This window comes from Halarcobacter sp., assembly GCF_963675975.1.
GTDB lineage: Bacteria > Campylobacterota > Campylobacteria > Campylobacterales > Arcobacteraceae > Halarcobacter.
Genome location: NZ_OY780939.1, coordinates 1387858 through 1410309 on the forward strand (window position 1 = coordinate 1387858; position 22452 = coordinate 1410309).

The following is a 22452-nucleotide window of genomic DNA, read 5'->3' on the forward strand; positions in this document are numbered from 1 at the left end:
AAATCTCTTAATAGTTATTTATTTCTCCCTTTATCTCAAAAATTGAACCATTATTATATTTATATGTAAATTCACCAAATAACTGATACTTAACAATTGTATTAACTAATTTTAAACCTAAAGTTTTATTAGACAGTTCAAGAAAATCTTTTATCTCTTTTTTCCCATTATCTTTAACTATTATAATAATTTTTTTATTTCTTGGATTTGAGATTATAAGTTCTAATTTATTTTCTTTTTGATTGTTAAAGGCATATTTAAAGGCATTTGTAATTAATTCATTTAAAATAATACCAAGTGGCATAACTGATTGTATATCAAGTTCTAACTCATCAACATTAATAGTCAAATCTAAATTTTTATTTATTGAATAAGAGTTAATTATTGCATTTATTAAATCAGTTACATAATTTTTTAGATTTATTCTATTTAAGTCTTTTGATTCATATATTTTTTGATGAATTAATACCATAGTAAAAATTCTTTCTTGAATATCTTTTAAGGCTTTTTTAGTTTCTTCATCTTTCATATTTAATTCTTGAAGTTGAATCAAGCTTATTGTTAATGTAAGGTTATTTTTTACTCTATGATGAATTTCTCTTAATAATACTTCTTTTTCTTCTAAAGATTTTGAAATTACATTAGTTTTATCTTCTACTCTTTTGTCAAGTATTTTAATATTATTTTCGAAAAAATCTAACATATTATCAAAAGACTCTCCTAAAATTCCAATATCATTATCACCTTTTACATTTGATCTTATATTTCTATTGCCTTTTGTTACTAAGGTTGCTGTTTTTGTAAGTTTATTAATATCTTTTAATATCTTTCCAAAAGATACAATAAAAATTAGAAAACTTAAAAAGATTGCTATTAATGTTTCATTTAGAAAAGATAAATTAGCTTTTGAATTATTAAGTATTTCATCTTTTTCAACAGTATATTCAAGTAAAAAAGATCCTTTACCTACCCATGTATTATTTAAATCAATAATCCAAGTTAGATAACTTTTACCTCCTATTTGATGTTCAATTGGTCCTTTATCTTTTGCCTTTAGTATTTGTTTTATTGATAAATCACCAATAGATATATCTTTTTGTTCAGAAATTCTACTTATATAATAGGACTCTTTTTTAAGAGTTATTTCCTCATTATTCATGTTGGGTTTTATTTTAAATATAGCTTTTTTGGCAGTTTTCAAATTCATATTTGTTAAGGTATTTATTTGTTCTTTTAGATTTAATTTTAAATTTTTACGTTCTTTATTTAATTCTTTAAAATAACATCCAATCGATAAAATTAAATCTTTATTTTGGAATTTGTGATTATAAAATAGATATATAACTTTTCCATTAGTTTTATATTCTTGCCATTTTTCAAACTTTTTATTAATATTCTTTTCAAAAGGATTGATTTTTATTATTTTCTCATATTTAAAGTTATTGCCCGTAAAATTATAAGAACAATAATTTGATATATAATTTTTTTTGAATAAATCAACAATTTTTTGAGGTTTTTTAATATTTTTTATGGATAAATCAAATTGCTTTAACTGCTCTTGTATCTCTATTTTACTTAGTTCCCTTCTGAGATTTGACTGAATTTTTATATAATCAGAGATTACAATAAGTTGTTTTTTCGTATTTAATAAAGTTTTTGTAATAAAATCAAGCTCTTCATTATAATTTTTTTGTTCAATTTTTGGTAAGGTAAGGTAGTTTTTACTAATTATAAATACAATAACAAAAATAAAAAAAGAGATTAATATTTTTGTAGTAAAGGAATAGTATTTAAAGTTTAAATAATTAATCATCTGCTTCTATTAATTTTATTCGATAACCTATCTCATAAATATTCTCAAAAGGGTTTTCACCTAATCTTGATTTTAATCTATAAATTAATGATCGCAATTTGGATAATTCACAAATATCTTCTCTCCAAATATATGTAAAGATAGTTTCGAAACTAACAATTCTACCTGGATTAATTGTAAGTATCTCAAAAAGTTTTGTTTCTATTTTAGTTAAAGGGAATAATTTATCATTAATATAAAACTCTGATGAAAGTTTATTAAATTTCATATTTTTATCTATATATATAAAGTTATCCTCTTTTAATTGTTTATTGATATTTTTTTTATTATTAAAAAAATATTTATGTTTATGTATAGCTGTATTAATTGCAGCTTTTAAATCTATCTCTTTACAAGGCTTAACTAGAAAAGCATAGGGTTCTGCTTCTAATGCTTCGTCTAATATTTTATTACTGCTATAAGAAGTTAAAAAAATTATAGGAATATTAAGATTTCTCCAGATGATTTTTGCAACATCAATCCCATTTTTATTTGCATTATTTAAATTTATATCCATCAGAACAATATCTGGATAATTATTTTGAGCACAAAGTATAGCGTTATCTGGGGTTGTAGCTATACTACAAAGTCCATAACCAATTTTTTTTAGATTTGCTTCTACTGCAAGGGCAATAATTGGCTCATCTTCAACAATTAAAATACTTAAATCTTTTTTTATTACTAAATTATTTGACATTTATTTTCCATTTAAAAAATGATTCTAACAAAAATATTTTTAATACAACATTAATTTTGATAATAGTTATTAGAATTATTTTTCCGTCATTTTTCATCGATATAATTAATTTATCAAAAAAAGGAGAGTTTATGGAAATAAAAAAGATTAGTTTATCTTTAGCTGTAATACTAAGTACTACTTTATTTGCAAATGATGAATCTGCAAAATTAAGTGAAGTAACTGTTGTGAGTGCATCAGGGTTTGAGCAAAATATAAAAGATGCACCAGCTACTATATCAGTGATATCAGCAGAGGAGATTAAAAATAAATCTTATTCAGATATTAGTGATGTGTTAAAAAATGTCCCTGGATTATTTATAACAAATGGGGGTTCAAACCAAAGTATTATGATGAGAGGTATGGGGGATGATTATACTTTATTTTTAATTGATGGTAAACCAATGCAAAACGATCAAGCTTTTACACAAAATGGTGGACAAGCTGGTGTTCAAATGAATTTCTTGCCTTCAGTTGATAATATCGAAAGTATAGAAATTATTAGAGGACCTGCCTCGTCACTTTATGGTTCAGATGCAATGGGAGGTGTAGTAAATATTATTACAAAGAAAAAATCAAAAGAAGTATCTGGAAGTGTATCTTTTGAATATTTAATGGCAGATTCAAACAATAAAGTAAATAATGATGGTTTAAACACAAGTTTTACTTTAAGAAGTCCCATAATTGATGATTTTTTATATGCAAATCTAAGTGGTAGTTTTAATTATAACGATGAAAGTGATTATGCAGGTGGTGGTACAGAAAGTACAGGTAGTGATCCTGAATATAAAAACAAAAAATTAGCTACAAGATTTATTATCACACCAAACGATAATAATACTATTGATTTAGAATATATGTATAATAAGCAAGAACGAACACATACACCAGGGAAAAGTTTACCTCTGACACGAACAATTAGAGGAGTAACTTCAGCTACAGAGTTAAGTGAAATTGTTTCTTATAAAGATACTTATTCTATAAGTCATGAATATAAAAACGATGATTTTTTGATAAAGTCATATATAACATATGATGATGCAAAAAATCCTTCAAGAAGGAATACTACAACAGGTAATTACATAATGTCTGATACCCTTGTTGCAAATACACAAGGAACAATATTTTTTGACAATCATATCTTATCTTTAGGGGCTACATATAAAGATGAAACCTATAAAGATGGTGCTACAAACTCAATTAATACTTCAGGTTATACTACAGTAGATAGATACCAGTATTCTTTATTTGCTGAAGATGAGTGGATTTTAACAGATGATTTATCATTATTTTTGAGTGCTAGATATGATGATAATGAAGATTTCGGTTCAAATATTAGTCCTAAATTATATACTGTTTATCATTTAACAGACGAAATCACTTTAAAAGGTGGAGTTACAACTGGATATAAAGCTCCAAATTTAAAACAATCAAGCCAAGATTTCTTAGGTGTTTCAAGGGGTGGAAACTATTTTGGTAACCCAGATTTAGAACCTGAAACAAGTGTATCTTATGAAGCAAGTATATCTTATGACAATGCAGATGACATAAGTGCTAGTTTAACAGTTTATAAAACTGATTTTGAAGATATGATTACAAGATCAGATTATTATGTTTGTCCAAGTGGAACAAATACTTGTAATTACAATGGTGAAACTTATACTGTATCAAATAGTTATGGTTTTAAAGAGATGATAAATATTGATGAAGCAGAGATTAAAGGTATTGAGTTAACTACAGATTACCAAATTACTCAAGATTTGAAATATAGACATTCATATACTTATACAGATTCTGAACAGAAAACAGGTTCAAGTGCGGGTGAACCTTTAAATGATATTTCAAAACATATGTTCAATGCTGGACTTGATTGGGATATTACTCCAAAACTATTATCTTGGGCACAAGTTAATTATAGAAGTAAAACAATGAGTGAAGAGACACCATCTTATACATTTGCTGATGTTGGTTTAGTTTACAGAATAAAGTCAGATGTAACTCTAAAAGCAGGTGTTTATAATATCACTAATAAAGAAGTTACTTCAGATGAGGGGTACTCTTATGTTCTTGATGGTAGAAGATATAGTTTTGCCATAGATATCAAGTTTTAATTATTTTAAATCAATGCTCAAGTCTTTTGCGAATTTTGACTTGGGCATTGTTTCAAATAAAATTTAGAAAAATAAAATATATAATGGGAATAATATGAATGTTATTAGAATATTAATAGCTGTATTTGGAAGCTATCTTTTTGCTTCTTTAGCCTCTGTTACCTTAACATTTGCCTTGCCTTTTGACAATAAAGCAGAAGCAATTTTACTTGCGACAATGCTTTCTTTTATTATTTGGACTCTTGCAATTATTTATTCATTTAGTAGTGTTTCGGTTAAAAATCTATTTTTACAATTTACTTTTATATGTATTAATTTGTATTTATTTAATGCATGTTTTATGGCAATTAAGGGTGTATGATGGCAACTGGATTTAGATCAAAAATGACTTGGCTTCATACTTGGAGTGGATTAATTCTTGGATGGCTACTTTTTGCAATATTTGTTACAGGTACAAGTGCTTATTATAGAGGAGAGATAACTCTATGGATGAAACCTGAATTACATAAATCACAAGTTTCTGAAAAAACTTTTGAAGTGGCTATTGATAAAGCATTGGAAAGTTCAAAAAAATTTACAAATGTAAATGTTTCTTTACCAAGTAGTCGTACAAATCTAATAAGTATTAGAGAAGATGGTGCTATATTAAAAAAGAATACAAATGAACAAAAAAATGTAAATGCCTCAAAAGATAATAGAGCAGATAACAATACTAGAGGGCAAAGACAATTTGGTAAAAATACACAAAATGTAGATAAAGCTTCACAAAAAAGAAATAAAGGGGAAGCTAGTCAAGGTGGTATAGAACAGAAAAATAGTGGTTCAGCAAAAGCTGCTCAACAAAGAAAAGGTAAGAAAAGAAGAGTCCCACCTAAATATTACGATGCAACAACTGGTGAACTTATAAAAGAGACTACCAATACAGCTGGTGGCAATTTTTTATATAGATTTCATTTTGAGTTATATTCTATTCCAAGAGAAATTGGACGATGGATTGTTGGTATTGCTTCTATTGCAATGTTAGTTGCAATTTTTACGGGAATAATTATACATAAAAGAATATTCAAAGATATATTTACATTTAGAAATAAACATACTACAAGAGGGTGGATGGATGCCCATATTTTACCTGCAGTTGCTTCTATTCCTTTTCTTATAATGATTACTTACTCTGGTCTTTTACTTCTAGGAAATACATTAATGCCTTGGGGTATGAAAATGTATTATGGGGATGATTTCTTAGCTTATAGAAATGATAGAGGTCAAATAGGTAAGTCTTCTCAAAAATTAGAAGAAGTAAAAAAATCTATTAAATCTGATGTCTTAAGTAAGAATTCTAATCAAAAAAATCAAGAATATATAAATGAAAACAGCAATACTAATAGAATTTTAAATGCTAATACTCAAAAATATATTAAAAAATATAACAATAAAAATGCTTATAGAATTTTAAATGCAAGTATGAACAAGAGCATTAATGTTCATAATAAAGCATTTGAATCAAAAGAGATAAAAGAGTTATCAAAAAGTAAACTAATAAATATATTAGATGATGCACAAAAAATTTGGCCAAATAATGTAGGAAGATTTTCTATAAAAAAAGATACTAACAAAAATACAATAGTAGTTGAAGTTAGTCCAAAGAATCCTACAACTTTATTTAGTTTTAAAGGTAGTAGAGAAATGGCAGTTTACAACGGTCTTAGTGGAGAGTTATTAGAAACATCAACCCCTCCTAATGGTGATAGTATTACTGCAAATACAAATATTGCTTTATTCTCTTTGCATCAGGCTTTATTTGCAGATCCTTTTCTTAGATTCATTTTCTTTATAAGTGGATTAATAGGGGTTGTCTTAAGTGGTACAGGACTTATTTTATGGGTTCAAAAAAGAAAGAAAAAAGAACTAACTAGAAATAGTTTTGGATTTAAATTAGTAGATAAATTAAATGTTGGAACAATTATTGGTATATTTATAGCTATAGCAGTTTATTTTATAGTAAATAGAGTTACTACAACATCTAACAAAGAAGAACTTGAAATAGGTGGATTTTTTATTGCTTGGGGATTATCTTATATTTATGCTTTTGTTAGAGATACAAAAAAAGCTTGGTTGGAACAAACAATTATAGCTATTGTTCTTTATGCAATGCTTCCTATTATAAATGCAATTACAACATTTGATAGTTTTTCACAAATCTACTCAAGAGATAATATCTTAATATATTTTGATGTTTTCTTTATTTTTACGGCACTTGTATTTGCTTTAATTGCATTTATTTTAATAAGAAAATCTAGAAAAGGAGTTAAATAATGGTTTCGATGAGTTTGTATTTAACTTATTTAGGATTATTTTTACTCTCTTTAGTTTTAAATAAACACTATAAAGAAGTATTAGGCAAAGATGCAAATAAAATTATAAAACTTGTATGTATTTGGCTAGGTTATCTAATTTTAGCAATCTCTTTATATGCAATAATACAGATTTTTGGTTTATCTTTAGGTATTACATATTGGCTTGGTTTAGTAGGGATAATCATTGTTTTTATTGCAATGATTTATACCTATTATCCAAAATTTATTATAAAGTTATCAGCACTGCTTTTGATAATAACTTTATTTTTTACATTAATATAAAAGGAAAAAAATGAATATTTCAAAAATAGCTTTAGTATCTATTGCTACAGCAGGAAGTTTATTGGCACATGGATTTTGGTTAAACTCTTTTGAGGCAGAATCCCATGGAAGTAGTTTAGTTACAGTTGGTTTCGGAACTGGACATAATTTAACTATTGAGGATTCTGTTTCTGATAGATTAAGTTTAGAATCATTTAATCTGTTAACTCCCGATGGAGAAAAAATTCAACTAAAAAAACCTCTAAAAGGTTTAGATGATATTTATGATAGCGATACAATAAATATTGTTGACAGTAATTTAGCAATGCAAAAAATCAGTTTAAATAAAAAATCGAAAGCGGGTACTTATAGTGTAGAGATGTCTACAAAAACAAATATTTTTACTAAATATATAGATAAAAATGGGAAAAACAGATTTTTTAGAGGTAGTGCAGATAAAGTAAAAAATCCAAAAAAGATTATATCTTCATTGAAAAATACAATTTATGCTAAAACATATTTTGTAAATAAAAAATGGAGTGAACCTAAGCCTGTTGGTCACAAATTGGAGCTTATCCCTATAACAGATATCTCAAAGTTGTATGTTGGAGATAAAATAAAATTCAAAGTATTATTTAAAGGAAAACCTTTAGATAGTGGATTTGTTACGGCAACAAATAGTTTAAGTAAAGGTGATAATGCACTATTCTCAAATATTAGAAAAGGTGAAGCCTCATTTGTCTTAACTAATTTTGGTCAATGGAAATTTGAAATTAATAATAAATCAGAAGAGGGTGATTTAGTAGTTTCTGATACTGCAAGTGCAACTTTAAATATTAAATAATTTAATAGAAGTCTTTAATGGCTTCTGTTAAATATGTAAATAAAATTCTATAAAAACTAAACAAACTAATCACTTACTTTTTTAATTGCAAACTCAGATGATTAATACTTAAAGCAGTAATAATAATTGGTATCATTAATATTGGGTTAAACTTATGTTTAGTTGAGGTTTAAAGTGCTTTAGTAAAATTTTATATATAAAAAAAGGAGTATTAATTGTATAAGGTTTTGTTTTTTCTTTTATTGTATTCAATTGTTTATTCAAATGATTTACAAATATTGAATAAAGATAAAAAAGAGTTAAGGGAGGTTGAAAAAAGAATAATTCAAGAACAATATAAATCATCAAATAATTCTTGGATTGGTGGAGTTGATTTAAGTTCAAGTTTAAATAGAAGTCACTCTTTTTCAACTGAAAGTGATAAGTTTACAAAAAGTGTTTCTATTGGATTTTCACAAAGTTTGTATGAATCAGGTGGAATTGAATTTTCAATAAAAAATGCAAAAGATACTTTAAATGAACAGTTGATTGCATGGGAAAATGAAAATCTAGTTATATTAAAAACAATTTATGAAACATTACTCTCAATAAAAAAATTAAAACTACAAATAGAACAAAATGAATTTACATATAAAAATAAAGAGATTGAATTAGCACTCAAAAAAATTCAATATGAAGCTGGAGATGTGGATATTACTGAACTAAACGATGCAATCATGGCAAAAAATACACAATTTAAAAATAATATTGCTTTAAAAAATTCATTAAAAGATGCATTATATGAATTGTCTAAATATACAGATTTAAAATATGAAGAGATAGAGATACTTGATTTTAAGCCAATTAATAAAGAAGATTTTATAAATAACAGCATAGATTTAAAATATGAAAATGCAAAAATTAATACATTAGATTCAAGTTATAAAGAGTTAAAAAGTTCATATGGACTTCAAGTTAATTTTTCAAGCTCTTTATCTTATTCTGAATCTGATGAACTAAATGAAGACACAAATAGTAGAAATAAATCAGGTTCATTAGGTTTGAACTTTTCATTACCACTTTTTGATGCTACAAAAAAATATGAGTTAGAAAAATCTAGATTAGAAATATTAAAACAAAAAGTTAATCTATCTGATATAAAAAAAGAGTTGCTAAATGAATATGATCAAATCTTAACACAAATCGATACATATGAAAAATACTTTATAACAATAAATGAAAATTTAGAATTATATGAAGATTTGATTTTAATTAATAGCGTCTCAAATTCGGCTGGAATGAGTTCTGATTATGATTTAGAAATACTTAAAAATACAAAAAAAATAAATGAATATGATTTGGAGATAAATGATATAGACATGCAATTACAATACTCAAAATTATATTTTATGACAAAGGTTGATAGCTAATGAAAAATAGTTTAGAAGATGAACTTAACTCTTATTCAAATAAGAGTGGAAACAAGAAATATATTTGGATAGTTTTAATTTTATTAATTGCAGGTTCAGGTATTTATTATTATCTAATAGATAAGAATATAGAGTCTGATCAGGTTGAATATAACACAAAAAAAGTAGAAAAAGGTGATGTTGTAGTTAGTGTAACAGCAACGGGTAATTTGGAACCTACAAATAGTGTAGATATTGGTATCGAAGTTTCAGGAACTTTAAAAGAGATTTATGTTGATTTTAATGACAGGGTAGAAGTTGGACAAGTTTTAGCAAAAATTGATACTGCAAAACTTCAGGCTAAAGTTGATAGTTCAAAAGCTTCTTTAACAATAGCAAAAGCAAATCTTATTGAGAGCGAAGTTAGTTTAAAAAACAAAAAAGTAAATTATGACAGAATACTAAAAATGCATAGAAAATCAGCAGGAAAGTACCCTTCTCAAAATGATGTTGATGATGCAATGTTCTCTTATGAAAGTGCTAAAGCTAGTTTAGATGCAATGAAAGCAAAAGTATTACAAGCTCAATATGATTTAAAAACTGATGAAGAAAATCTTGAAAAGGCAGTAGTTAAATCATCTATAAATGGTATTGTTTTAGATAGAGTAGTTGAAGTTGGTCAAACTGTTGCTGCTACAAATACAACTCCTACTCTTTTTACAGTTGCAAAAGATTTAAGAAAAATGGAACTTATAGTAAATATTGATGAAGCTGATGTAGCTAATATTAAAGAAAATCTTGATGTTGAATTTACTGTTGATGCATATCCAGATGAAAAATTTAAAGGAAAAATTAGACAAGTAAGATACAACCCAATTGAATCTAGTGGAGTAATTACTTATGAAACAGTTGTTTTACTAAATAATGATAAATTGCTTTTAAGACCTGGTATGACAGCTACTGCACAAATTTTTACAAAACAATTAAGAGATCAAATTATAGTTCCCAATGCTGCATTTAGATTTAAACCTAGTAATAAAGAGATAAGAAGTAATAAAAGTATGAAAGATATTATGTCAGGTTCAGGAAGAAGACCCAAAAGTTCTAGACCTAATAAAAGTTCAAAAGATATAAAAAAACCAACAAATATGAAAATTGTATATGTTTTACAAGATGGAGAAGCAAAAAGTGTAAAAGTGAAAACAATCGACACAGATGGGAAGTTTACTGCAATTGAATCAAGAAACTTAAGTGTTGGAGATGAAGTTATTATTTCACAAAGTAGCACTAATGGGTAATAAAAAAACAATAATAGAGTTTAAGAATATTGTTAAAACCTATGGTAAAGGTGAAGCTAAAACTTATGCTTTAAATGGAGTAGATTTTTCTATAAAAGAGGGGGAATTTGTAGCTATTATGGGAGCAAGTGGTAGTGGAAAATCAACTTCAATGAATATGATAGGTTGTTTAGATAAACCAAGCTCAGGAGAATATTTATTTAACAATATTCATGTAGAAAAACTAAATAGAAATCAGATGGCATTAATTAGAAGAAATTATATAGGTTTTGTATTTCAAAATTTTAATCTTCTTGGTAGAACTTCTGCACTAGAAAATGTAGAATTGCCATTAATTTATAGAAAAATACCTGCAAAACAAAGAAAATTATTAGCTTTTGAAGCTTTAAAAAAGGTTGGTTTAGAAAGTGTTATTCATCATGCTCCATCACAACTTTCTGGGGGTCAGCAACAACGTGTAGCAATCGCAAGAGCTATTGTTACAAATCCTTTGATTTTATTGGCAGATGAACCTACTGGAAATCTTGATAGCATAAAAAGTGTTGAGATTATGAATTTATTAAAAAAGCTAAATGAGCAATCAGGTATTACTGTTATTATGGTAACACATGAAGAAGATATGGCTACATATGCAAGTAGAACAATATATTTTAGAGATGGACATATAGATAAAGCTCTTAAAAAAGGATATAAATAATGTTAATAAATGCTTTTTTAATAGCTGTAAAAGAGATTAGAAGAAATATTCTACGATCAATCTTAACTATTCTTGGAATTGTAATTGGCGTTGCCTCTGTTATAGGTATGGTTATGATTGGAGATGGTACAACAGCAAATGTAACTGAGGGTATAAAAAAACTGGGAACCAATATGTTAACTCTAAGGGTTGGTCAAGAAAGAAGAGGACCACCTAGAACTGATAACAGTGCTAGATCTTTTGATGAAGCAGATATAGATTCTTTAAAATATGAGATTCAAAATGTTGTAGGTGTTGCACCTGAAGATGACTCTAGCATAAATGTTATTTATGGAAACAAAAGTTATTCAAGTAAAATTGTTGGAACAAATAATGATTTTTTTGAAATTAAAAATTGGGAATTAGAAAAGGGTAGATTATTTGAAGTTTCAGAATTATCTGCTGGTAAAGCAGTTTGTATTATAGGTACAACTGTAATAAAACAACTATTTGATGTAGAAGAGGGTGTTAGTATTAATCCTGTTGGTGAGAAGATTAGACTAAAAAGCTTTTCTTGTACAGTTATTGGAACATTAAAATCAAAGGGTGCAGCTGCATTTGGTAGGGACCAAGATGATATTATAGTTGCACCCCTTGGAATGTATCAAAGAAAAGTAAAAGGAAATAAAAATATTACAACTATAATTACCTCAATAAATGATAGTAAAAATATTGAAAAAGCAAAAGATGATATAACTATACTTATGAGAGAAAGAAGAAATATTGGTATTAATGAAGATGACAATTTTCATATTAGAGATATGCAAGATTTACTTTCAACTATGACATCTACTACTGAAACTTTAACTTATCTTTTAGGTTCAATTGCTGCAATTTCTCTTTTAGTTGGTGGAATTGGTATTATGAATATTATGCTGGTTTCAGTAACAGAAAGAACAAGAGAGATTGGGACTAGATTAGCAATAGGTGCAATGGAAGGTGAGGTGTTATTACAATTTTTAGTTGAAGCTGTAGTGTTATCAACTTTAGGTGGTATTATTGGAATTGCATTAGGCTTAGGTTTAGGATTTACAGCAGTAACTATGATTCAGTTACCATTTATTATAAATCATGAAATCATTTTAGTAGCATTTATTTTCTCAACATTAATTGGTGTGATATTTGGATATTTCCCTGCAAGAAAAGCAGCAAGATTAAATCCAATTGATGCTTTAAGATATGAATAATACAGTTTATTTGAAGGCTTGAAAAGAGCTAAATTAATTTCCCTTGCATTTTAATTATTTGAAAATAAAATGCAAGGTAGTTAGAAAATATAGAGATTTTTAGTATTTCTCTTTATCTCCATTTTTTAGAATCTCTTTTCTAAATTTAATCACTTTGTTTCTTCCTGTTTCTTTTGCTTCATATAAACAAAGGTCTGCATATTTGATACATTTCCAGAATTGGTCAGTATCAGATGGGTAGAACGAGTAACCAATACTTACAGTTTTGCTAAATGATTCATTGTTAAAATTAAAGATAATTTTTGCAAACTCTTGATTTATCTTTTCAGCTAATTCTTTTGCACTCTCTTCTGTTGGGTTTTTCATAATAATTAAGAACTCTTCCCCACCAAATCTAACAATAAATTCACTATTTGTTACAAACTCTTTCATAGTTTTTGCAAGTCTTTGTAAAATTGCATCACCTGCATCGTGTCCATATGTATCATTTACCATTTTGAAGTAGTCAATATCTAAGAACATTACAGCATATGTAGTATCTTGTGCAAGTTCGTTTGGCATAGTTCTTTCTACAAACTCATCAAGATATTTTCTATTATATAAACCTGTTAATCCATCAATTAAGTTTCTTTCTCTTAATACATCCATTAAGATTCTACTTTCTAAAATAGGTTTAGTCTCTTCAAGATATTTTTTAATAATACCAATTTGATATTTATTATGTTTGATGCAATCTTTACTTTCACAAAGAATGTGTATAGTTACAGATTTTTGCTCATTTATATTAAATGGGATACAAGTATATTCAGCTTTACACGATTCACAGTTTGCTAATCTACAAACTTCAGGGAATGTTTCAGAAGTTATTACATTATTAGTTCTTTCTGCACGGCATAGCTCTTTAATATCTCTTTTTACATCACAACAAGCTTTTTTATTTTTTGGAGCATATATTATTTTTCTCTCATCTTTTTGTAAATCATCTTCAAAAATATAGAATGTTTGTATTTTTAATTTATCTTTAAAAACTTGAATAAGTCTATAATATATATCATCTTTTGTCAAATCAGTTTCTATTGTCTTTTTGTAATTATAAATTTCAGAGATATCTTCTATAATCTCTTTTGCTGTAAGTAATTTATCATTATTTACATTTGAGGCTCTATTATGAACAAATGAAGTAAGATTTCTTTCAATACCAGTTAATACTGTTTCAAGTTTTTCAATAATTTCATTTAGCCACATAAAGGCTTCTTTATCCTCTTTTAATATACCTTCTTGAGCTCTTATTGCATAATTACCCTCATGTACTTGTTTTAAAATATTAGTGATTGAATCAAATGAGCTTGTATAAGGTTTAATTTTTCTGCTAATAAAAATTAAGAAGAAAATTAAGAAAACAATAACTATTGCAATAATATTTAAAAGAATAGCTATACTTGATAATCTATCCTCTTGTATATCAAAAGTTATTGAAATAGCACCTAATACTTCACCTTCTTTAGCATCATGACAGGCTAAACAATTTGGCTTATCAAGTGATGAGGCTGTATAAGGAATAGTGATTCTAAGATTTGCTCTTTCAACTGTTTCATTAATTACTACTTTTTCTTTTCCAGTTTTTAATACCTCTTCATCTACATCATCTCTTGGAACTTCATTCGCACTATGGCTTCCAAACTGTTTACTAACTTTTGGAGATCTAACAACCCAAAGTTCATTTAACTCTCTTAATCTTTCCAAACTATTCAAAAAAGTATCTCTTTGATGCATATTTCCATTAACCATATGGGAAGTTAAAGCATTTTTTACTATATCAGCAGTTAAGTAAGCTCTTTTCTTAGCACTGTTATAACCACTTTCTCTTGAACCAATAGCAACTAATGCAACAATAATCAAGGTTAACAATGTAACCATTGAAAATATAATAAGAGTAATTTTCTTGTTAGAATTCATATTTTACCTTTTGTGAAATTATAGTTTGAATTTTAATAAAGCTATAAGACTTTAAAAGCCTCTTCTAAATTAATAGTGCCTTCATAAAAGGCTTTACCAACTATAACTCCAGAGATTTTTCCATTATTTTTACAATTTTTAATATCTTCTATATCTTTTACTCCACCACTTGCGATTGTATCAATGCCACTTGAATCAGCAATAGATTGAGTAAATTCTACATTTACACCACAAAGCATTCCATCTTTTGATATATCTGTACATATAATAGCTTCTACACCTGCATTTGCAAATTCTCGAGCTAAATCTGTTGCTTTCATTGAGCTAACTTCTGCCCAACCTTCAACTGCAACCATTCCATCCATAGCATCAATACCAACTGCAATAGGATATTTTGCTGCCATATCTTTTACAAATTGTGGGTCTTTTACTGCAATTGAACCAAGAATTAATCTATCAACTCCAAGTTCAAGATACATTTTAATAGTCTCTTCATCTCTTATCCCACCACCAAGTTCAACTTTTAAGTTACAATTTTCTCTAATTTTTTTTATTTGTTCTAAGTTTGCAGGTTTACCAGCAAAGGCACCATTTAAATCAACAATATGTACCCATTTACTTCCTAATTCTTCAAACCTTTTTGCTACCATCCATGGTTCATCTGAATAGATTTTTGCACTATCCATTAAACCTTTACTAAGTCTAACAGCTTTTCCATCTTTTAAATCTATAGCTGGTAATATATCCATTATTCTCTCTTTATAATTATTTTAAGTTAAAATTATAGTAATTCTTTTTAGTATTTTCCCTAAAATTTAAGCTTTTCTAATAAATAATTTTAAAAAAATGAACAATTATTTATCCAAATTATAAAATTTATTTGTTAAAATAAATAATTAAACTAAATTTATGGAAACTAATGAAAAAGATTATATTAATAATTCTTTTAATAATTACTTTATTACAAGCAGAAAATTATAAATATGAAGCAACTTGTGGTTTTTTATATCAAGGAACTATTTTAACAAAATTTAAAGAGGCAAGAGTAGCTTTAAGAAGTTGGATAGAAGAGTTGATAAAAAAAGATGGTGGCAAGGCTTATGTTAATTTTTATAAGAATGAAGAAAAGCTTTATAGAGATTTAAGAGACAATAAACTTGATATGATAGTTCTTACAGCACCATATTTCTTCAGAAATAAAGAAGATATATATAAACATGCAAAAGATTTTTGGAGTTTAGACTTTGGAAGTGGAAAATATATTTATTATTATCTAATTGGAAAAAATGATATAAATAATGGTAGTTTCAAAACTTTAAAAAACAAGACTTTAAGTATACAAAAAAATGATAGTATAGGAAAAGTTTGGCTGAATAAAAATACTTATGAGCTTAATAAAGAAAAAGCTGAAAAAATTTTAAAAACAATTAGATACGAAGAAAAAGACAGTAGTGTTGTATTGAATGTCTACTTTGGCAAAAGTGATTATGCAATTATTAATAAAAGAGTTTGGGATGATATGTTAGCTTTAAATCCTGCAATAGTAAAAAAAGTAAAAATTATTGAAAAAACAGATATAGGACAGTTAAATTCTATAGGGATGTATTCAAAAAATACAAAACAGATAATTATTGATTCAGTATTTAAAATTGGTCTTGAAATGGATAAAGATGAAGGTTACAATAATGTAATTGATATCTTATATAAAACTACAATGTATAAACTAGAAGAACATGATTTAGATAATTTAATTAAATACTATGATGATTATTTTAAACTAGAGGAAAAGTATAATTGAAACTTAATCTTTTTAGTAAAATTTTTATTATTACTTTTGTAATTTTTTTAAGTGTTCTATCAATATATATGTATGAATTAAGAGAGTCTCAAAAAAACTCATTAATTAAAAATATTGAAATAAAAGCAAACAGTCTAGGTGATACAATTACTTTTATAAACAGTGATAATATGATTATAGATGATGAAGTTAAGATATTAGAATCTTTATTAAATTATGTAACATTAAATAAAGATATAGATTCTTTAGTTTTATCTAAAAGGGGAAATTATCAGCTTTTAGTTAAACATAATAGTTGGAAACAACTTGAAAAAAAATTGAAAAAAAATCAATTTAAAAATAAAATAGCTAAGTCTATATTTACAGATAAAAAAGTTTATAAATATTTATATCCTATAGTTTTCTCAGGAATAGAATGGGGCTTTTTATATTTTGAGTTATCTATTGATGAGTATAATGCACAATTAGAACAATTGAACAAACAGTTTTATATTCTTGTTTTTTTTATGTTAATTAGTAGTTTTTTTATATCTTATATTTTGGCGAGAATCATTTCTAAGCCTATTATTAAACTTAATAATATTTCAAATTTAATTTCAAAAGGTGATCTGACCCAAAGATCAGATATAAAAAGAAATGATGAAATAGGAACTTTAGCAAACACTTTTAATATTATGGTTGATAATTTAGAAAATTCACAAAACAAATTAAAAAACTATCAACTTGATTTGGAAAAAGAGGTTACTGCACGAACAAAAGAGTTAAAAGAGTTAAATGATACCTTGGAAATAAGAGTAAACTCTGAGATAAGAAAAAGACAAGAGCAAGAACAACTTTTAATACAACAATCAAAACTAGCTTCAATGGGCGAAATGATAGGAAATATTGCCCACCAATGGAGACAACCTTTAAATGCTTTAGGATTAGTAGTTCAAAATATAAAATTTGCCTATGATTTTGATGAGTTAAATGATGAATTTATGAATACTTCAATTGAAAAAGTAAATAAACTAACTAAAAATATGTCAAAAACAATTGATGATTTTAGAAATTTTTTTAAACCAAATAAAGAAAAGATTTCCTTTAGTCTTGATGAAATAATTAATGAAACACTGGAATTAGTGGAGTCTACATTTAAAAATCACAATATTGGTATAGAAAAAGAGATTGATAAAGATATCAAAGTGTTTGGGTTTCCAAATGAATTTTTACAAACAATGTTAAATATAATCAATAATGCAAAAGATGCTTATATTGAAAATAATATAACAAATGGAAAGTTATATTTAAAAGTTAACAAAAGTACAGATTTTGCATATATAACTATTTGTGATAATGCTGGTGGAATACCAGTACAAATTAGAGATAAAATTTTTGACCCTTATTTTACCACTAAAGAAGAGGGAAAAGGTACCGGTATTGGGTTATATATGTCAAAAATTATTATAGAACAGAATATGGATGGAAAACTAATAAATGAACCAATTGAAGATGGAACAAAATTTATTATAAGTTTACCTCTTTATAAGGATTGAGATGGGTCATAAAAAAGAGCTATTAGAAAATTTAAAAAATATTAATATTTTATTAGTTGATGATAGTATAGATGCAAGAGATGAATTAGAAATTTTTTTTAAAAATAAAGTAAATAAACTATATTTGGCTTCTACTGGACAAGAAGCCTATGAACTGTATAAAGAGTATAATCCTGATTTAGTATTAAGTGATATTAGAATGCCAGAGATAGATGGTATAGAGATGACAAAGCTAATAAAAGATTTTGATAAAGATTCTAAAATTATATTAATTACAGCTTTTAATGATTCAGATTATTTATATAAAGCCATACAACTTCATGTTGATAATTATATTATGAAACCAGTTGATTACAATTTATTACTAGAATCAGTTTTGGAAATATCTAAAATAATTAATTTAGAAAAAACAAATAAAGCTATTCATAATACATTAGAACAATATAAAGATATTGTTGATGAACGTTCAATTGTTTCGAAAACTGATATAAATGGAATAATAACTTATGTAAATAAGCCCTTTGAAGATATTTCAGGATATAAAAAAGAGGAATTAATAGGACGACCTCATAGTATAATAAGACATAAAGAAACTCCAAAATATGTTTTTGAGGATTTATGGAAAACAATATGTAATAAAAAAACATGGTATGGAACCATAAAAAATAAAAAGAAAAATGGTAGTTACTATATAGTTGATACAATAATTAAACCTATATTAAATATTAATGGTGAAATTGAAGAGTTTATCGCTTTACGAAATGATATAACAGATTTAGAAGAATCAAAAGAGTTTTTTAAAAATCAAAGTGAAAAAACAAACCTAGATTTAAAAGAGAGTATTAGAGTTGCAAAGATATATGAAGAAGCAGTTGATAAGTGTAATATTATATTAAGAGTATCTATAGATAAAAAAATCATATTTGTAAATGATGCTTTTTGTAAAATTAGTGGTTACTCAAAAAATGAACTAATAGGGCAACCTTATTCTATGATAAGAGATAAGAATATTGATATACAAGAGTATGAAGAGAGTATTAAAAAGTTAAAAAACCATTTAGATGAGGGTAAAATATATAATGGTAATATCTCAAATACTGCAAAAGATGGTTCAACTTATCACTGTAAATATACCGTATTTCCCATAAAAGATAAAGATGATAATATAGTTGAATATATGAGTATTCGCCACGATATTACACAAATCATAACTTTACATAATGAGTTGGAAGAAACTCAAAGGGAAGTTATATATAAACTAGGCGAAATAGGTGAAACAAGAAGTAAAGAAACAGGAAATCATGTAAAAAGGGTAGCAGAGTATTCTAAAGTATTAGCTACAAAAGTTGGTTTATCTCAAGATGAAATTAATATTTTATTTGCCTCTTCACCAATGCATGATATTGGAAAAGTAGGTATTCCTGATTCAATACTAAATAAGCCAGGAAAACTTACACCTGATGAGTGGGATTTTATGCAAACTCACTCAGAAATAGGTTATAACATATTAAAATCATCAACTAGACCAATTTTAAAAGCAGCCGCAATTATTTCATATACTCATCATGAAAAATGGAATGGAAAAGGTTATCCAAGGGGTTTAAAAGGTGAAGAGATACATATCTTTGGAAGAATAACAGCCATTGCAGATGTTTTTGATGCCTTAGGTAGTGACAGATGTTACAAAAGTGCTTGGGAACTAGATAAAATTTTAAAATTATTAGAAGATCAAAGAGGAAAACATTTTGATCCTTATTTAATAGATTTATTTATGGAAAATTTAGATGAATTTTTAAGTATTAGAGATAGGTATAAGGATAATTACTAAAATATTATTAATCGATTTTATAGTACAATTTATAATTAAATAATTAAGAAATACTATGAAAAAATTAAATAAAAATATATTAGAGAGTGCAACTGTTCTTTATGTAGAAGATGAAGATCTAATTCGTGAAGAGATGTATTATTTTCTTAATAGATATGTAAAAAAACTTTATGTAGCCAAAAATGGAGAAGAGGGTTTAAAACTTTTCCATGAAATAAATCCTGATATTATTATTACAGATATACAAATGCCAGTAATGAATGGTATTGAGATGTTAAAAGAGATTAATAATAAAAATATTCCTGTAATTATAACCACTGCATATTCTGATATTGACTTTTTTCTTGATGCAATTGAATTAAAAATTGATAAGTTTATTATAAAACCAATTGATTTATCTGAAATTATTACTAGTATTCAAGACTTAGTTGGTGCTTCAAGATTAAAGAAAAAATTATCTGAAAACGACAGACTTTTAGAGATTATAGATGAAAATGTATTAATATCAATTACAGATAAAGATGGAATTATTATTGATGTTAGTAGTTCTTTTTGTGAATTTGTAGGATATACAAAAGAGGAATTACTAGGAAATACACATAAAATATTAAGACATGAAGATAATTCAAGTGATTTTTATAAGAATATGTGGGAAACAATCAGAAAAGGTGAAGTTTTCCAAGCAGAAATAAGAAATAGAAAAAAATCAAAAGAGATTTGCTGGGCAAATTTAACAATTACTCCTTTGTTTCAAGATGGAGAGATTGTAAACTATATTGCAATAAGACAAGATACAACAAATAAAAAGAAACTTGAAGATATTGCAATTCATGATGATATGACAGGTCTTTATAATAGACGGTATCTAAATGAAGTGATTGAAAAAGAGATTAGAAGAATAAAAAGAGAAGAATCTATTTTAAGTTTAGTTACTATTGATGTGGATTATTTTAAAAAATATAATGATACTTATGGGCATCCAGAAGGGGATAAAGTATTAACAGAAGTAGCAAAAATTCTAAAAGAACATGCTCAAAGAGCAACTGATTATATATTTAGAATGGGTGGAGAAGAGTTTGGAATAATTTTTAGTGATTTATCAATAGAAAAATCACTAGATTTTGTAAAAGATATTGTAAAAGCAGTAGAAGATTTGAAAATTGAACACATAAGTAATGAAACTGGAAATTATATTACTATTTCAGCAGGATTAATTGTACAATCAGCTGCAAATTTAGATTCTTTTAAAGAGATGTATAAACTTTCAGATGAAGCTTTATATAAAGCAAAAGAGAATGGGAAAAATCAGGTTGTACTTTCTGATAAATCCCAATAATTTATTTTAGATTCATAAAATTTTTTAGGATTTTTAAACCATTATCGTGAGATTTCTCAGGATGAGGTTGAAATCCGTAAATATTTTCTTTGTGTACAGCACTTACAAATTCATATCCATATTCTGTTGTACCAATTACATTTTTATCAGCAGTTACTGCGTGATATGAGTGTACGAAATAAAGGTAAGGATTTTCTAATCCTTCAAATAAAGTATGGTCATCTTTTGTTTTTATTGTATTCCATCCCATGTGAGGAATCTTAGTATCTTCATGCATTTTTGACTTATCAAATTTAACAACTTTTCCATCTATAAGTCCTAAACCTTCATGTGCTCCAAACTCTTCTGAGCTTTCAAATAAAAGTTGCATTCCTAAACAAATACCAATCATATTTTTACCACTTTTTGAGTATTCCCAAATCGCTTCTTTCATACCTGTTGAATTTAAGTTTTCCATTGCATCCCCAAAAGCACCAACTCCCGGTAATATAATCTTATCAAACTTTTTTAATTCATCAGGATCTTTTACAAAAGAGGCTTTTGCATCTAATAGATGACAAGCATTATAAACACTTGCTAGATTTCCCATATTGTAATCGATAATTCCAACCACATACTATCCTTTATTTTAAAAGAAAGTATTATACAAAAAGTTTACATCAGCTAGGGTTAAAGAGTTTAAATAGCTAGCTAATTTAATAAAATGTAGTTGTTGATATTTAATATTGTTTTCAATATAATTCCTAACTTTAGACAGATGAAACTAATAATAAAAAGGAAACTTTTTATGTTATAAAATAAAGGAAAACCAATAATGTATAAGATTTGGAGAGTATGTTTTTTTATAAGTTTTTTGTTATTTACTGGATGTAGCCAAAAAAATTTAGAAAAAAATGTAAGTATTTCAAAACCCAAGCAAGAAAAAGAGATAAAACAATATCCTTATTGTAAAAAACACCAATCAATAATGGAATTTGCCACTAAATATATAGATGAAGAGTTTGAAAAAGCATATTTAAAAGAAAAAGATACAGTTGGTGCAAAGGCACAAATATATTTAATAGAAAATAATACCCAAACTGTTTTTGCAAAAAATATAAATGCAGCAAGAAAATCTTATAAAACTCAATTTGAATTAGCAAAAGAAAACAACTGTAATATTGAAGATTTCAAAACTTTTCCACTTGATAAAATTAAAGAAAAAATTCAATTAATTGAAGAGAAAAAATAAA

At 26.2% G+C, this 22452-nt stretch carries 19 protein-coding genes; 14 read left to right on the forward strand and 5 right to left on the reverse strand.

Features of this window, described 5'->3' with window-relative positions:
• Nucleotides 1-7: 7 nt before the first annotated feature.
• Entirely contained in the window at nt 8-1813 is a 1806-nt protein-coding gene (locus tag ACKU3H_RS06820) for a histidine kinase dimerization/phosphoacceptor domain -containing protein (RefSeq protein ID WP_320036231.1), read from the reverse strand.
• Nucleotides 1806-2549, reverse strand: a complete 744-nt coding sequence (locus ACKU3H_RS06825) for a response regulator (RefSeq protein ID WP_320036232.1) — start codon at nt 2547-2549, stop codon at nt 1806-1808. Before ACKU3H_RS06825 ends, ACKU3H_RS06820 begins: the two co-directional genes overlap by 8 nt.
• 131 nt (nt 2550-2680) lie before the next feature.
• On the opposite strand from ACKU3H_RS06825, the gene ACKU3H_RS06830 reads away from it, so the two are divergent.
• The 9 genes from ACKU3H_RS06830 to ACKU3H_RS06870 all read left to right on the forward strand — a co-directional run bounded on the left by ACKU3H_RS06830 (nt 2681) and on the right by ACKU3H_RS06870 (nt 12767).
• Nucleotides 2681-4699 carry a TonB-dependent receptor domain-containing protein gene (locus ACKU3H_RS06830; RefSeq protein WP_320036233.1) on the forward strand — a complete coding sequence of 673 codons (2019 nt, stop codon included), beginning with the start codon at nt 2681-2683 and terminating at the stop codon, nt 4697-4699.
• A 94-nt stretch (nt 4700-4793) separates the two neighbouring features.
• A complete protein-coding gene (locus ACKU3H_RS06835) occupies nt 4794-5060 on the forward strand; it encodes a hypothetical protein (RefSeq protein WP_320036234.1) in 267 nt (88 codons plus the stop codon).
• Nucleotides 5060-7012, forward strand: a complete 1953-nt coding sequence (locus ACKU3H_RS06840) for a PepSY-associated TM helix domain-containing protein (RefSeq protein ID WP_320036235.1) — start codon at nt 5060-5062, stop codon at nt 7010-7012. The genes ACKU3H_RS06835 and ACKU3H_RS06840 overlap by 1 nt, the downstream gene beginning before the upstream one ends.
• Nucleotides 7012-7335: a DUF3325 family protein gene (locus ACKU3H_RS06845; RefSeq protein WP_320036236.1), complete on the forward strand. Its 324-nt coding sequence runs from the start codon at nt 7012-7014 to the stop codon at nt 7333-7335. Before ACKU3H_RS06840 ends, ACKU3H_RS06845 begins: the two co-directional genes overlap by 1 nt.
• Nucleotides 7336-7345: 10 nt before the next feature.
• The gene (locus ACKU3H_RS06850; protein WP_320036237.1) at nt 7346-8158 is read left to right on the forward strand and encodes a DUF4198 domain-containing protein; all 813 of its coding nucleotides are present in this window, start codon (nt 7346-7348) and stop codon (nt 8156-8158) included.
• 215 nt (nt 8159-8373) lie between these two features.
• Nucleotides 8374-9567, forward strand: a complete 1194-nt coding sequence (locus ACKU3H_RS06855; RefSeq protein WP_320036238.1) for a TolC family protein — start codon at nt 8374-8376, stop codon at nt 9565-9567.
• A complete protein-coding gene (locus ACKU3H_RS06860; RefSeq protein ID WP_320036239.1) occupies nt 9567-10844 on the forward strand; it encodes an efflux RND transporter periplasmic adaptor subunit in 1278 nt (425 codons plus the stop codon). The genes ACKU3H_RS06855 and ACKU3H_RS06860 overlap by 1 nt, the downstream gene beginning before the upstream one ends.
• Nucleotides 10837-11541, forward strand: coding sequence for an ABC transporter ATP-binding protein (locus ACKU3H_RS06865; protein ID WP_320036240.1), 705 nt, complete (start codon nt 10837-10839; stop codon nt 11539-11541). The genes ACKU3H_RS06860 and ACKU3H_RS06865 overlap by 8 nt, the downstream gene beginning before the upstream one ends.
• The gene (locus ACKU3H_RS06870) at nt 11541-12767 is read left to right on the forward strand and encodes an ABC transporter permease (protein WP_320036241.1); all 1227 of its coding nucleotides are present in this window, start codon (nt 11541-11543) and stop codon (nt 12765-12767) included. The genes ACKU3H_RS06865 and ACKU3H_RS06870 overlap by 1 nt, the downstream gene beginning before the upstream one ends.
• 99 nt (nt 12768-12866) lie before the next feature.
• Here the strand turns inward: ACKU3H_RS06870 and ACKU3H_RS06875 are convergent, their stop codons facing one another.
• The gene (locus ACKU3H_RS06875; protein ID WP_320036242.1) at nt 12867-14723 is read right to left on the reverse strand and encodes a GGDEF domain-containing protein; all 1857 of its coding nucleotides are present in this window, start codon (nt 14721-14723) and stop codon (nt 12867-12869) included.
• 41 nt (nt 14724-14764) lie between these two features.
• Entirely contained in the window at nt 14765-15472 is a 708-nt protein-coding gene (gene hisA / locus ACKU3H_RS06880) for a 1-(5-phosphoribosyl)-5-[(5-phosphoribosylamino)methylideneamino]imidazole-4-carboxamide isomerase (protein WP_320036243.1), read from the reverse strand.
• 170 nt (nt 15473-15642) lie between these two features.
• Between hisA and ACKU3H_RS06885 the strand changes: the two genes are divergently transcribed.
• Genes ACKU3H_RS06885 through ACKU3H_RS06900 form a run of 4 tightly spaced genes read left to right on the forward strand, consistent with a single transcriptional unit; the run spans nt 15643 to nt 21220 of the window.
• Nucleotides 15643-16521: a PhnD/SsuA/transferrin family substrate-binding protein gene (locus ACKU3H_RS06885; RefSeq protein WP_320036244.1), complete on the forward strand. Its 879-nt coding sequence runs from the start codon at nt 15643-15645 to the stop codon at nt 16519-16521.
• The gene (locus tag ACKU3H_RS06890; RefSeq protein ID WP_320036245.1) at nt 16518-18056 is read left to right on the forward strand and encodes a HAMP domain-containing sensor histidine kinase; all 1539 of its coding nucleotides are present in this window, start codon (nt 16518-16520) and stop codon (nt 18054-18056) included. The genes ACKU3H_RS06885 and ACKU3H_RS06890 overlap by 4 nt, the downstream gene beginning before the upstream one ends.
• Nucleotide 18057: 1 nt before the next feature.
• A complete protein-coding gene (locus tag ACKU3H_RS06895) occupies nt 18058-19884 on the forward strand; it encodes a PAS domain S-box protein (RefSeq protein WP_320036246.1) in 1827 nt (608 codons plus the stop codon).
• A 55-nt stretch (nt 19885-19939) separates the two neighbouring features.
• On the forward strand, nt 19940-21220 hold the full coding sequence (locus tag ACKU3H_RS06900) for a diguanylate cyclase (protein WP_320036247.1): 1281 nt from the start codon (nt 19940-19942) through the stop codon (nt 21218-21220).
• Between the two features lies 1 nt (nt 21221).
• Here the strand turns inward: ACKU3H_RS06900 and hisH are convergent, their stop codons facing one another.
• A complete protein-coding gene (hisH, locus tag ACKU3H_RS06905) occupies nt 21222-21833 on the reverse strand; it encodes an imidazole glycerol phosphate synthase subunit HisH (protein WP_320036248.1) in 612 nt (203 codons plus the stop codon).
• A 201-nt stretch (nt 21834-22034) separates the two neighbouring features.
• On the opposite strand from hisH, the gene ACKU3H_RS06910 reads away from it, so the two are divergent.
• Entirely contained in the window at nt 22035-22451 is a 417-nt protein-coding gene (locus ACKU3H_RS06910; RefSeq protein ID WP_320036249.1) for a hypothetical protein, read from the forward strand.
• Nucleotide 22452 lies beyond the last annotated feature (1 nt).